Source organism: Magnetospirillum molischianum DSM 120 (assembly GCF_000294655.1).
Classification (GTDB): domain Bacteria; phylum Pseudomonadota; class Alphaproteobacteria; order Rhodospirillales; family Magnetospirillaceae; genus Phaeospirillum; species Phaeospirillum molischianum.
In genome coordinates this window covers 1-13520 of sequence record NZ_CAHP01000015.1, presented here as the reverse complement: position 1 = coordinate 13520, position 13520 = coordinate 1, and the positions used below count along the sequence as shown (strand labels likewise).

Below are 13520 nucleotides of genomic sequence, written 5' to 3'. Positions count from 1 at the left end.
GGGTTCGATCGTGTCTGTTTCGACCACCTGGAGCGATCTCAGGAAGGATATCGTTCGGCGCATGGACAGTGCCGTCGAGGTTCTTAAGAAGGACTTTTCCGGCCTGCGTTCCGGTCGTGCCTCGACCAATCTGCTTGATCCTGTCGTGGTCGAGGCCTACGGCCAGACCATGCCGTTGTCGCAATGTGGGACCGTCGGCGTGCCCGAGCCCCGGATGCTGACCGTGCAGGTGTGGGACAAGGGGCAGGTCAAGGCCGTTGAGAAGGCGATCGCTAATGCTGGCCTCGGTCTTAATCCCCAGGCCGACGGGCAGTTGATCCGCGTGCCGATTCCGCCGTTGAACGAAGAGCGTCGCAAGGAATTGCAAAAGGTCGCCGGCAAATATGCCGAGGCAGCTCGCATTTCCGTTCGCAACGTCCGTCGTGATGGGATGGACTCACTGAAGAAGATGGAAAAAGATGGCCATCTCTCTGAAGATGAAATTAAGAAGCACGAGAAGGAAATCCAGGTTGTCACTGACGAGACAATCAAGAAAATAGACGACCTACTGACGAGCAAGGAAAAAGAGATTATTCAGGTCTAATCAGATATGGAATCCTCGCCCCAAGCTGCCGAGTTGCCTCCGCCTCCTGTCCATGTCGCCATTATCATGGACGGCAATGGCCGCTGGGCGCGCTCGCGGGGCTTGCCTCGCACCGCTGGGCACAAGCGCGGCGCCGAATCGGTTCGCCGAACGGTTGAGGCTGCGCGGGAGATGGGGGTTTCCTATCTGACGTTGTACGGATTTTCTTCCGAGAACTGGAAACGTCCGGCGAGCGAAATCGCCGATCTGATGGGGTTGTTGCGTCTTTATCTGCGCAACGAGATTGCCAATCTGCATAAAAACGGTATCCGCCTCAAAGTGATCGGCGAACGCTCGCGGCTCGGTCCCGATATCGTCCGTTTGATCGAGGAAGCCGAGTCGCGGACAGAATCGAATGTCGCTTTGACGTTGGTTCTGGCTCTTTCCTACGGTGGCCGTCAGGAGATTGTCGAGGCGATGCGCTCGGTCGCACGGTCTGTCGCCTCGGGCGAGCTTTCTCCAGACATCGTTGATGAAACGGTTGTCGGCTCTCATCTCTTCACCTCGGGCATCCCCGATCCCGACCTGATCATCCGCACCAGCGGCGAGAAACGGATCAGTAACTTCCTGCTCTGGCAGGGCGCTTACGCCGAATTGGTGTTCATTGAGACCCTGTGGCCGGATTTCGGTCGTGCCGAGTTGGAAACCGCCTTGCGCGACTTCCATCGTCGCGACCGCCGCTTCGGCGGGGCGAGGTAAGTCGTTCAAGTGCTAAAAACACGTGCCCTGTCTGCCCTGGCCTTGGCTCCGCCAGCTCTGCTTGCCGCTTGGTACGGCGGTTATCCCTTTGCCTTAATGGTCGCCATTGCGGCAGCATTGATGTGTTGGGAGTGGCACCGCATTGCCTGCGGTGGTTTTGGCTATGCCGCACGGGCTGCCGCACTCCTGTGCTTCGCGGCCTCCTTGCTGGCAGTCAGTGCCCCGGAGATGGCTCTTTACGCCGTCGGAGGGGCAGTGCTGGTATCGGTCCTGCTGGTTTGTCCGGTTCCGGGCCGTCGCGCATGGTCGGGGCTGGGTGCCCTTTATATCGGCCTGCCGTCGTTGGCGTTGGTCTGGCTTCGCGGCGCTCCCGACCACGGTGCGGCAACGGTCTGGTGGCTTTTGCTAGTGGTTTGGGCAACCGATATCGGTGCCTATGCGTTCGGCCGTCTGATTGGTGGTCCGCTATTGATGCCTCGGGTCAGCCCGAAAAAGACCTGGGCCGGTCTACTGGGCGGCATGCTGTGCGCTGCGTTGGTTGGTATCGGTGTCGCCGTTGCGGAGCAGCTTTCCGGTGTTATCTGGGTTGCCTTCGCGAGCGCAATACTGGCTGTCGTGGCCCAAGCGGGCGATCTTTTGGAATCTTGGGTCAAGCGGCGGTGGGGCGTTAAAGATTCAAGCAATATCATTCCGGGCCATGGCGGGGTTCTCGATCGCGTCGATGGTCTTTTGTCTGCGGCGATCACAGTGGCTGCTTTGACTCTTGTTACCGGCAAAGCGGTCTTGATCTGGCAGTAAGTTGAAAAGTGAGTGGGGGGGTTATGAGCGCAAGGCGTGGGATTACGATTCTCGGCTCGACCGGTTCGATCGGCTGTAATACCGTAGAATTGGTAGAGGCCAGCCCCGACCTCTATCGGGTTGAGGCGCTGGTGGCTAATTCCCGCGTCGATACCCTTGCGGACCAGGCAAGACGTCTGAATGCCCGTTTGGCTGTCGTCGCCGACGAATCCGCTTATCCGGCGCTAAAGGAAGCTTTGGCCGGTACCGGCATTGAGGTTGCGGCCGGTGCCGCTGCCGTTGCAGATGCTGCCGATCTTCCGGCGGATTGGGTCATGGCTTCGATCGTGGGCGCGGCCGGTTTGGCACCAACCCTGCGGGCGATTCGTCGGGGTGCCACTGTCGGCTTGGCCAACAAGGAAGTCCTGGTCTGTGCCGGTCAGTTGATGATGGCCGAAGTCAAGACCCATGGCGCCACCCTGTTGCCGGTCGATTCAGAGCATTCAGCGATTTTCCAGGTACTGGACGTTAACCAGCACGATCAGGTCGAGAAGATTATTCTGACCGCTTCGGGTGGGCCATTCCGCGGCAAAAGTCGCGAGTTCATGTCTTCTGTTACGCCGGAACAGGCCGTTGCCCATCCCAACTGGTCGATGGGTGCAAAGATATCGGTCGATTCCGCCAGCATGTTCAATAAAGGGCTGGAACTGATCGAAGCGTATCACCTCTTCAATATGCCTGAAGAGAAGATCGATATTGTCGTTCATCCGCAATCGGTGATTCATTCTCTGGTCGCTTACACCGACGGTTCCGTTCTGGCGCAGTTGGGTTCGCCCGATATGCGGACGCCGATTGCCTATGCGTTGGGCTGGCCCAACCGGATTCCGGCTCCGGTGCCGCGTCTTGATCTGGCGGCGATCGGCACTTTGATCTTCGAAGCCCCGAACGAGACTCTGTTCCCGTCACTGCGTCTTGCCCGCGAGGCATTGCGCGCCGGAGGCTCGGTTGCGGCGGTATTGAATGCGGCCAACGAAGTTTCCGTGGCTGCCTTCCTGGCACGCAAGATCGGTTTCCTTGACATCGCCCGTGTGGTTGAACGCACGATTGAGGGCGTCAATCACCGCGAACTCCTTTCGATCGACGACGTTCTGGCCCAGGATCAGGTGGCGCGGCGCTTTGCCGAGTCGGTGATCGGGCGCCTTTAGCTGGTTTCGGAGTCCCATGGACCTGTCTCTTCTGCTCTCCAACGTCCTTCACGGCGTGTGGTACTACGTGGTGATCTTCTTGGTCATCATCACTGTGGTTGTGTTCGTCCACGAACTCGGGCACTTCCTCATCGCCCGCGCCAATGGCGTCAAGGTCGAGGTGTTCTCAATCGGTTTTGGTCCGGAAGTGTGGGGACGGACCAGCAAGACCGGGACGCGCTGGCGGATTGCCCTGATCCCACTCGGCGGATACGTTAAGTTTTACGGCGATGCTGACGCAGCGTCAGCGACTCAAAGCGACCAGCCGATGAGCGACGAGGAAAAATCCTGGTCGTTCCAGCACAAACGGGTCGGACAACGTGCTGCGATCGTCGTTGCCGGTCCGGCTGCGAATTTCATTTTCGCCATTTTGGGCTTGGCCGGGTTGTTCATGGTCTTGGGGCAGCCGGTGACCGAGCCGGTGATCGGCGGTATCTATCCCGGTACTGCAGCCGAAGAGGTGGGGCTGAAAGCTGGCGATCGTATCCTTGCGATCAACGGTCGTTCGGTCGAGCGCTTCCAGGACATCCAGAGAGTCGTTCGTCTTGAGATTGACCGCCCGCTGGCGATGACGATTAAGCGTGGCGAAGAAACCTTCACAATTCAGGCGCAGCCGAGGATCGACACCCGCAAGAGCCTGTTCGGCGATATGGAGAAGGTGCCTGTTCTCGGTGTTGCAGCCGATCCGACCAGCACCCGGATCATCCATCACGGCCCAGTCTCGGCTTTGGGCGAGTCTCTGGCCGAAACAGGGAGCATGATTCGTTCGACCTTTGTCGGCATCGGTCAGATGATTAGCGGAACCCGCAATTCAGATGAATTGGGTGGGCCGATCCGTATCGCCAAGGGCGCGGGTGAAGCGGCACAGCTTGGGATCAGCAGTGTTATCTATTACACGATCCTTCTGTCGCTGAATCTGGGGTTAATCAATCTTTTCCCAATCCCAGTCCTCGATGGCGGACACCTTCTCTTTTATGCCTTCGAAGCGATCCTTGGCCGCCCTCTGGGAGAAAAGGCACAAGAATTTGGTTTTCGAATCGGGTTGTTTCTGGTATTGGCGTTAATGGTCTTCGCGACTCGGAACGACATCGTGGCCCTGCCGGTCTGGGATGCTGTTTTGCGTTTGTTCTCGTGACCCGGGGCCGGGTCGGTACACTGGGCTGACGAGGGGGAACCCGATGCGATTCTTGCAGTGGACCGGTCTGGCAGCGGGACTTCTGGCTGCCACGAACCCCGCATGGGCCGACGATGGGACGCGTGTGCGTTCCGTCGTGGTTCAGGGAACCCAGAGAATCGAGGCCGAAACCGTCAAATCCTATATGACGATCTCGGACGGGGATATGTTCGATACGGAACGGGTCAACCGTTCCTTGAAGGCTTTGTTCAATACGGGGTTGTTCGCAGACGTAGCGATCCGGCGCGAAGGCGATCAGTTGGTGGTGCGGGTCGTGGAAAACCCGATCATCAACAGAATTGCCTTTGAGGGAAACCGTAAGATCAAGGAAGAACAGCTTTCCTCCGAAGCGCAGTTAAAGCCGCGGACTGTCTACACCCGCTCCAAGGTTCAAGCGGACGTAAAGCGCATCCTTGATTTGTATCGCCGTAACGGTCGGTTTGCCGCGACAGTCGAACCTAAGATCATTCAGCTTGAGCAAAACCGCGTCGATCTCGTTTACGAGATCGCCGAGGGTGATCCCACCTATGTTCGCCGTATTTCCTTTGTTGGCAATCGCCGCTATGACGAGACTAAGCTGCGCGAGACCCTTCAAACAAAGGAAGAACGCTGGTACCGCTTCCTTACTACCGACGACACTTATGATCCTGATCGTGTCACTTACGATCGTGAGTTGCTACGGCGATTTTATCTGAAGCACGGTTTTGCCGATTTCCGGGTAGCATCGGCAATTGCTGAACTGACGCCTAATCGTGAGGGTTTCTTTATCACCTACACGATCGAAGAGGGCGAGCGATATACGTTCGGTAAGTCAACGATCAACGCCGGGTTGCGCGATCTTAAGCCCGAAGAGCTTCAGCCGATTGTCGTCAGCCGTGAAGGTGACTGGTACAACGCCGATCAGGTCGAGGATATCGTCCAGAAGCTAACCGACGCGGTTGGAACCAAGGGCTACGCTTTCGTTGACATTCGCCCCCAGGTCAACCGCAACCGCGAGACCAAAGTCATTGATGTCACTTATGACATCCAGGAAGGGCCTCGGGTCTTCGTCGAACGGATTGACATCACCGGGAACGTCCGGACCCTCGACAAAGTGATTCGGCGCGAGTTCAGGCTAGTTGAAGGCGATGCCTTCAACACGGCGAAGCTGCGGCGTTCGCGTCAACGTCTTAAAGATCTTAACTTCTTCGAGAAGGCCGAAGTCACGAACGTGCCGTCCGAAACGGCTCCAGATCGCACAGTGATCAAGGTTGAGGTTCAGGAAAAATCGACCGGCGAATTGAGCTTCGGGGTAGGGTGGTCGAGTCAGATCGGCCCGATGATCGAAGCGTCGATCCGTGAGCGTAACCTTCTCGGCCGAGGACAGGACGTCACCCTGTCGTCAATGCTGGCGAGCAAGCGCACTCAGATCAATTTTTCCTTCACCGAGCCTTATTTCCTAGAGCGCGAAATTGCGGCTGGCTTCGATGCCTTCGCCATTAATCGCGACCTTAGTAATTACAGCTCCTACGATTCAGAGACTATCGGCGGCAGCCTGCGCCTCGGCTATCAGATTTCCGATTCTTTGCGGCAGGATTGGAAATACACCCTGAAACAGGACAAGGTTTCCAACGTCACCACTACATCAAGATATATTCTCGATCAGGTGGGGTCGCGAGTCACCTCTTCGGTGACAACCGGACTGACCTATGACAAGCGCGATAGCCGTATTGAACCTGGTGAGGGCTATTTCGTGCGGGTCGCGGCGGAAGGCGCGGGTTTAGGCGGCGATATTCATTTTGTCCGCGGAACATTGTCCGGCGGTCAGTACTACACCCTGGATGATCAGGTGGTCCTGGGCCTAACGACGAACAACGGATATATCGTCGGCTTGGGCGAACGGGTGCGCATTACCGATCGGTTCTTCGTCGGCGGCGACAGTCTGCGCGGTTTCGAAAGTGCCGGTGTTGGCCCCCGCGATATCGCTACAGAAGATTCCCTGGGTGGCATCTGGATGCTTACGGGGTCGGCACAGGTTCGCTTCCCCATCGGCTTACCCGATGAATTCGGTGTTTCCGGTCAGGTCTTCACCGATGCAGGGACCGTCGGTCCGTCAGATATTAAAGATTCGACCGGGGTGCGCCAAGGCAGCTCGTTGCGTCTGTCCTCCGGTGTCGGTGTTTCGTGGAAGTCTCCAATGGGACCGGTCTCTCTTGATATAGGTGTCCCGCTAATGAAAGAGAGCTACGATAAGACCGAATTGCTGAAATTCAATTTCGGCACCAAATTCTAACCCTGGGGGAAGCCCGCCCCGGAATGATGGAATGGGGCGGGGATCTCGATAAGGGGTTTGATACGGATGGGTATGAGCAGGGGTATAATGTGTTTTATGTCCGCAGTTGGCGGCGCAGGACGCTGGGCTGGCTGTGGGTTGGCAGCAGCATTAATGATGGCCTCGGTTGCAACCGCCGCAGACACCCCGGCAGCGAAGCGAGCCGCTGTTCCTGCCACCATCATTATCGTCGATGTCCAACAGGCCCAGCGTGAATCTCTAGCCGGCAAGGCTCTGATAAGCCAACGCGACCATTACCAGCAGAGTTTTCAGAACGATTTTAATTCGGCACGACAGCGTCTTCAGGTCAGCGATCAGGATCTGGCCCGACAGAAGGGGACGATGTCACAGGAAGCCTATGACCAGAAGGTCAAGGATCTGGAGCAGCAGGTTGTCGCCTTTCAGCGACGGACCCAGATGGCGGTTCGAGCGTTGGAGAAATCGACTGACAATGCCGTCACCGAACTGATGAATGTTATCCTTGGTATCACCGGGGAAATAGCGGGCGAGATGGGAGCGACTTTGGTTCTCCCGAAACAGCAGGTCGTGTTGCACGAGCCCAGCATGGATGTCACAAGCCTCGTGATCGAGCGGGTTAACCGTCGGTTGCCGAATATTACCTTTCCTGTGCCGGTGGTCGAGGATTCGCCGCCAGCCAAACCGGGTAGAAAGTAGAAAGCCATGGCCGATTCGCGTTTCTTCACTGCAGCAGGGCCGTTTACCCTTGAGGCTCTGGCCGGAATCGCCGACGCGGCTCGGCACGGCGAAGCTAACTCAACAGCCGTTTTCGTTGATGTCGCACCGCTGGATGTTGCTGGTCCAGAACACGTTTCCTTTCTCGATAATCGAAAATATATCGAGGCGTTCCAGGCGAGCCGGGCTGGCCTTTGCGTCGTCGCCCCGGCAATGGCGGACAAGGCCCCGAAGGGAATGGCGCTGCTGGTTGCCGACGATCCCTATCGGGCCTATGCGCGTATCGCGCAGGCATTCTATCCGGTGCGGCCGCCTGAACCATGGCAAGCTCCCACCGCCTGGGTCGATCCTTCTGCGTCGGTTGGCGAAGGATGCCGGATTGAACCAGGAGCCGTGATCGGCGCTCGGGCCGAGATCGGTTGTCGCTGCCGCATCGGTGCCAATGCTGTGATCGGTGACGGTGTTGTTGTCGGTGATGATTGCTCGATCGGTGCCGGAGCCACGGTTACTCATGCCCTCCTGGGACGCCGGGTCGCGATTTATCCCGGTGCGCGGATCGGGCAAGATGGATTCGGCTTTGCGATGAGTCCTCAGGGGCACCTTAAAGTGCCGCAATTAGGGCGCGTCGTGATTGGCGACGGGGTTGAAATCGGTGCCAATGCCACGATCGATCGCGGTGCCGGTCCCGATACGGTGATCGGTGATGGCTGCATGATAGACAACCTCGTTCAGATTGGGCACAACGTCCATCTAGGCCGTGGATGCGTCCTGGTCGCGCAGGTTGGCGTTTCTGGATCGACCCGTCTCGGTGATTTCGTTGCCGCTGGGGGGCAGGCCGGACTGACGGGGCATCTGCACATCGGAACGGGAGCCCGCATTGCGGCTCAATCCGGGGTGATGCGCGATATCGGTCCCGGTGAGACAGTTGGAGGATCGCCGGCGGTATCGATGGCGGACTGGCTGCGCACGTCGGCTTTGTTGAGCCGGATGGTTCGGCGCAAGGGATAATATATGGTTCAGTTGCCGGCTCTGTTGCCGGCCAGGGAAGGTTAGAAAGAGGGCAGGGATCGATATGGACACCACCGTTACCGACCGGGGCAAGGTCATCGACATCAACCGGATCATTCAGATGATCCCACATCGCTACCCGTTTCTTATGGTGGATCGGGTAATTGATGTCGTCGCCAACGAAAGCGCCGTCGGCATCAAGAACGTCACCATTAATGAACCGTTTTTCCAGGGTCATTTTCCTTCGCGTCCTGTGTTTCCGGGCGTTCTGATCGTCGAGGCGATGGCGCAAACTGCCGCCGTCCTAGTGGTCGAGACGCTGGGGCCGTCGGCCGAGGGGAAACTGGTCTATTTTATGAGCGTCGATACCTGCCGGTTCCGTAAGCCGGTTGGTCCCGGTGATCAGTTGATGATCCATGTCTTCAAGGAACGCAGCCGCGCCAATGTGTGGAAGTTCCGCGCGGAAGCTAAGGTTGCCGGTGTTCTGGTTGCTGAAGCGACTTATGCCGCCATGATTTTGGACGAATAATGACGCAAATTCATCCCAGCGCAGTTGTCGATTCCAAGGCCGAGATTGCTGCCTCGGCTTTGGTCGGTCCGTTCTGTATGGTTGGTCCTGATGTTGTCCTGGAAGAGGGCGTCGAACTGGTGTCGCATGTCGCTGTCGCGGGGCGGACGCGGATCGGCTCTGGAACGCGTATTTTTCCGTTCGCCTCGATCGGTCATCGCCCGCAGGATTTGAAGTACAAGGGCGAACCTTCAGTTTTGGAGATCGGCGCCAATAACCAGATCCGTGAACATGTGACGATGAATCCTGGCACAGAAGGCGGTGGAATGGTGACGCGGGTGGGTGATAATTGCCTGTTTATGGCAAGCGCTCATGTCGCTCACGACTGTATTCTGGGTAACAATGTCATCATGGCCAATAATGCGACTCTGGCCGGGCATGTTTCCGTTGGCGATTACGCGTTTTTAGGTGGCTTGTCGGCGGTTCACCAGTTCGTCCGCATTGGCAAACACGCAATGATCGGCGGCATGTCGGGAGTCGAAGCGGACGTCATTCCCTTTGGCGTGGTGATCGGCAATCGGGCCCATCTCAATGGACTCAATATCGTCGGTCTGAAGCGGCGCGGCTTTTCGCGTGACGACATCCACACCTTGCGCAATGCCTACCGCTTGCTGTTTGCTCCCGAGGGGACGTTGCAGGAGCGGTTGTCCGATGTCGAGGACCAGTTCCAGGGCAATGCGGTGGTGATGGAAATCGTCGCATTCATCCGCTCGGATACCTCCCGTTCGCTCAGTACGCCGAAATTCACCGGCGATGGCGTCTAAGAACAAGCTCGGCATTATCGCTGGCGGCGGTTGTCTTCCTGGACTGATCGCCGCCGCGTGCCGTGCCGAGGGACGGCCGGCTCATTTTCTCGCTCTGTCCGGTCATGCCGATCCAACGGTAATCTCTGCCGCAGGCCTGCCTACGGACTGGATTCGTCTGGGCGAGGCAGGAAGCGGCTTCGAGAGCCTCCGCCGTGCCGGGGTGGAGGAGGTTGTAATGGTCGGCCCGGTGCGCCGTCCGTCTTTGTCTGAATTGGCCCCGGATTTTCGCACTGCCCGCTTCTTTGCCCGGATTGGATTGAAGGCTCTGGGTGACGACGGCCTGCTTCGTGCCGTCGTCGCGGAACTGGAAAGCGAAGGCTTTCGTGTCGTGGGGATCGATCAGGTTCTATCCTCCTGTCTGGCTAGTCCCGGCTTGTATGGTGGACCGGCCCCTGACGTGCAGGCCGAAGCGGATATCGCCCGTGGGATTGAGGTTGCTCGTGCATTGGGAGCCGTCGATGTCGGGCAGGCCGTTGTGGTGCAGCAGGGAATCGTGCTTGGTGTCGAAGCGATCGAGGGAACCGATCGGCTGCTTGACCGTTGCGGACGCCTCGCTCGTGACGGTACCGGCGGCGTTCTGGTTAAGCTGAAGAAACCCGGCCAGGATCGCCGCATCGATCTTCCTGCCATCGGCACCAATACGGTTGCCGCTGCCGCCGCTGCCGGAGTGCGCGGCATTGCGGTCGAAGCGGATGGCGCCCTGGTTTTGGGGCGGGAAGCAGTCGCTGAAGAAGCGCGTCGTTTGGGTGTGTTCGTCGTCGGAGTCACCCTGTCATGACGTCTGACGCCCCCCTGATTTATCTTATTGCCGGAGAGCCTTCAGGGGATCTGTTAGGTGCTCGCTTAATGGCGGCGCTGAAACGGCAGACCAAAGGAGACGTTCGCTTCGCCGGTATCGGCGGCGAGGAAATGCAGGCCGAAGGTCTGATTTCACTGTTTCCGATGGGCGAGCTGTCGGTGATGGGCTTGGTTGAAGTACTGCCACGCTTACCCCGTATCCTCCGTCGTATCCGTCAGACACTTTCCGATATCGAAACGAAATCGCCCGATGCCCTGGTTACGATCGATTCTTGGGGTTTTTGCGGGAGAATCCATGGCGGATTAAAGGAGCGGGGCATACGCGTCCCACGCATCCATTACGTCGCACCGATGGTATGGGCGTGGAAGAAAGGCCGGACGCGATCGTTGGCTCAGGTGCTTGATCTGTTGTTGACCCTGTTTCCGAATGAACCGGCATGGTTCGAGAAGGAAGGGTTGCGTTCTGTCCATGTCGGTCATTCCGTGATCGAAGGCGGAGCAGGGCAGGGGAATGGGATGGCATTCCGCGCCCGTCATGGACTGTCTCCTGACCAACGGATACTATGTCTGCTGCCCGGCAGTAGGCGGTCAGAGACGTCGAGACTGTTGCCTGTGTTCGGTGCCACTCTGGACCGTCTTGCTATCCGTTATCCCGATCTTGTGGTTGCTGTGCCGACAGTCGAGACTGTCGCCGAAGAGGTGATCCAAGCCGCAGCAGGCTGGAAACTCCCGACGATGGTGTTGCGTGGTGCGACTGAACGCTTTGATGCATTTGCCGCATCCTCGGCGGCCCTGGCGGCCTCTGGGACGGTCGCGCTGGAACTGGCGATGGCTGACGTTCCTGCGGTTATCGCCTATCGCGTCTCGCCGGTTTCAGCCTTCGTCGCCACCCGTTTTATGGGCCTGGACTTGAAATTCGTCTCTCTGGTCAACATCCTGGCCGAGCGCTCTGTGATGCCTGAATTGTTACAGGACAATTGCCGCCCCGAACGACTGGCGGCAGCGGTCGCCGAACTGTTGGATGACCAGAACGCGGTTGACGCGCAACATATCGGAGCGCGTGAGGCCCTGACTCGCCTGGGATTAGGTGAGACCAGTCCCAGCGCCCGCGCAGCCGAAACAATTTTGTCTTTCATCGGAGGCAGGCAATGAATGCATCTCCCGATACCGCCGGATGGAGGTTCCTGCACACCATGATCCGGGTGGGCAATCTGGACCGCTCGATTGCGTTTTATACTAACCTGTTGGGAATGCGGCTATTGCGCCGTCAGGATTACCCGGAGGGACGCTTTACTCTCGCTTTTGTCGGCTACGGCGTCGAAAGCGAACAGACCGTGGTTGAGTTAACCTATAATTGGGACACCCCTTCATATGAGTTGGGGGGAGGTTTCGGGCACCTTGCCCTGGGCGTCCCGGATATTTACGCAGCCTGTGAAGCGCTGTCGCAAGCCGGTGCAAAAATCGTTCGGCCCCCCGGACCGATGAAGCATGGCAACACCGTTATCGCTTTCGTCGAGGATCCAGATGGATATCGCGTCGAGTTAATTCAGGCGTAGCTTTGCGTGGCAATGTGGAGAGGGGGGATGGTTTCCCCGTTCCGAAACCAAGGACGCCCCCGGACGGGTTTAAGTCCGGGGGTAATCCCCCCTGGAAATAAGGGGATGCGGACGTAGAATTTTCTCGGTTTTGCGAACGAGGAGATTCGGATGAAGAAGAGTCGGTTCACGGACGCCCAGATCATGGGGATCCTGCGTCAGGCGGAGGAGGGTATCCCGGTCCTGACGCTGTGCCGCGAGCACCAGATGAGCAGCGCGACGTTCTACAAATGGCGGGCGAAATACGGCGGCATGGACGCCTCGATGATCTCGGAGATGAAGGGGCTGGAGGACGAGAACCGGCGGCTGAAGAAGATGTTCGCCGAGCTCAGCATGCAAAACGAATTGCTGAAGGAGGCTCTCGGAAAAAAATAACCCGGCCATCCCAGCGCCGGGAGATGGCCGAGACAGCTGTGGCGCGACGAGGGATCAGTATTGCGTTGGCGTGCCGGACGTTTGGGCTCAGCGAGACGTGCTATCGCTATAGCCCGAGGCTCTCCGACGAGAACGAGCAGATCGCCGACCTTTTGATCGGGCTGACCCAGGCCAGAAAGACCTGGGGGTTCGGCCTCTGCTTCCTGTATCTGCGCAATATCCAGGGGCATGACTGGAACCACAAANGGGTCTATCGGATTTATCGCGCGTTGGAACTGAACCTGCGCATCAAGCCCCGGAAGCGGCTCAAACGCGACAAGCCCGACGAACTGGTGGTACCAGACGCCCCCAACCAGGTCTGGTCGATGGATTTCATGGCGNATCGTCTGGAGGATGGCAGGGCTTTCCGGCTTCTCAACGTGCTGGATGATTTCAATCGGGAGGGGCTCGGCATTGAAGTCGATTTTTCGCTGCCCGCAGAACGGGTTGTCCGGATGCTGAACCAAATTATCGAATGGCGCGGCAAGCCAGCGACAATTCGGGTCGACAACGGTCCCGAATATATCAGCGGCACGCTGATGAAATGGGCCGAGACGCGCGGCATCGGCCTCCAACACATCCAGCCCGGCAAGCCGCAGCAGAACGCCTATGTCGAGCGTTACAACCGGACGGTCCGGCATGAATGGCTGGGCCAGTTCCTCTTCGAAACCATCGCGGAGGTGCAGGATCAAGCGACAGAATGGCTCTGGACCTACAACAACGACCGCCCCAATATGGGCATCGGCGGCATCACACCCGCCCAGAAACTGAAATTGGCCGCCTGAGTTCTATGTCCAACCCCCGCTAAAAA

Annotated in this window: 14 protein-coding genes; all 14 read left to right on the top strand. The window is 58.1% G+C overall.

The features are described 5' to 3' along the window. Positions 1–10: 10 nt before the first annotated feature. The 14 genes from frr to PHAMO_RS06225 all read left to right on the top strand — a co-directional run bounded on the left by frr (position 11) and on the right by PHAMO_RS06225 (position 13494). Positions 11–583: a ribosome recycling factor gene (gene frr / locus PHAMO_RS06295; protein ID WP_002727543.1), complete on the top strand. Its 573-nt coding sequence runs from the start codon at positions 11–13 to the stop codon at positions 581–583. Positions 584–589: 6 nt separating this feature from the next. Then, complete coding sequence (locus PHAMO_RS06290; protein WP_002727542.1) at positions 590–1321, top strand: isoprenyl transferase; 732 nt, start codon at positions 590–592, stop codon at positions 1319–1321. Between the two features lie 9 nt (positions 1322–1330). Further along, positions 1331–2119, top strand: coding sequence for a phosphatidate cytidylyltransferase (locus PHAMO_RS06285; RefSeq protein WP_002727541.1), 789 nt, complete (start codon positions 1331–1333; stop codon positions 2117–2119). Positions 2120–2142: 23 nt separating this feature from the next. Further along, positions 2143–3303, top strand: a complete 1161-nt coding sequence (locus PHAMO_RS06280) for a 1-deoxy-D-xylulose-5-phosphate reductoisomerase (RefSeq protein ID WP_002727540.1) — start codon at positions 2143–2145, stop codon at positions 3301–3303. 16 nt (positions 3304–3319) lie between these two features. Next, positions 3320–4477 (top strand): RIP metalloprotease RseP, encoded by a 1158-nt coding sequence (gene rseP / locus PHAMO_RS06275; protein WP_002727539.1) that lies wholly within the window; start codon positions 3320–3322, stop codon positions 4475–4477. 43 nt (positions 4478–4520) lie between these two features. Further along, the gene (gene bamA / locus PHAMO_RS06270) at positions 4521–6788 is read left to right on the top strand and encodes an outer membrane protein assembly factor BamA (RefSeq protein ID WP_002727538.1); all 2268 of its coding nucleotides are present in this window, start codon (positions 4521–4523) and stop codon (positions 6786–6788) included. 96 nt (positions 6789–6884) lie between these two features. Beyond that, complete coding sequence (locus tag PHAMO_RS06265; RefSeq protein ID WP_051002385.1) at positions 6885–7502, top strand: OmpH family outer membrane protein; 618 nt, start codon at positions 6885–6887, stop codon at positions 7500–7502. Between the two features lie 6 nt (positions 7503–7508). Next, positions 7509–8528, top strand: a complete 1020-nt coding sequence (gene lpxD / locus PHAMO_RS06260) for a UDP-3-O-(3-hydroxymyristoyl)glucosamine N-acyltransferase (RefSeq protein ID WP_002727535.1) — start codon at positions 7509–7511, stop codon at positions 8526–8528. A 64-nt stretch (positions 8529–8592) separates the two neighbouring features. Then, the gene (gene fabZ, locus PHAMO_RS06255) at positions 8593–9057 is read left to right on the top strand and encodes a 3-hydroxyacyl-ACP dehydratase FabZ (protein WP_002727534.1); all 465 of its coding nucleotides are present in this window, start codon (positions 8593–8595) and stop codon (positions 9055–9057) included. Beyond that, positions 9057–9860, top strand: coding sequence for an acyl-ACP--UDP-N-acetylglucosamine O-acyltransferase (gene lpxA / locus PHAMO_RS06250; protein ID WP_002727533.1), 804 nt, complete (start codon positions 9057–9059; stop codon positions 9858–9860). The genes fabZ and lpxA overlap by 1 nt, the downstream gene beginning before the upstream one ends. Then, positions 9850–10680, top strand: coding sequence for an LpxI family protein (locus PHAMO_RS06245; RefSeq protein ID WP_002727532.1), 831 nt, complete (start codon positions 9850–9852; stop codon positions 10678–10680). Before lpxA ends, PHAMO_RS06245 begins: the two co-directional genes overlap by 11 nt. Then, positions 10677–11852, top strand: coding sequence for a lipid-A-disaccharide synthase (gene lpxB / locus PHAMO_RS06240; RefSeq protein ID WP_002727531.1), 1176 nt, complete (start codon positions 10677–10679; stop codon positions 11850–11852). Before PHAMO_RS06245 ends, lpxB begins: the two co-directional genes overlap by 4 nt. Then, positions 11849–12256: a lactoylglutathione lyase gene (gene gloA / locus PHAMO_RS06235; RefSeq protein ID WP_002727530.1), complete on the top strand. Its 408-nt coding sequence runs from the start codon at positions 11849–11851 to the stop codon at positions 12254–12256. Before lpxB ends, gloA begins: the two co-directional genes overlap by 4 nt. 150 nt (positions 12257–12406) lie before the next feature. Beyond that, positions 12407–13494 (top strand): IS3 family transposase gene (locus tag PHAMO_RS06225; protein ID WP_155801585.1). Its coding sequence is split into 2 segments (ribosomal slippage): positions 12407–12668 and positions 12668–13494, totalling 1089 coding nucleotides; the frame shifts between segments, so codons are not numbered across the junction. The last annotated feature ends 26 nt before the right edge of the window (positions 13495–13520 follow it).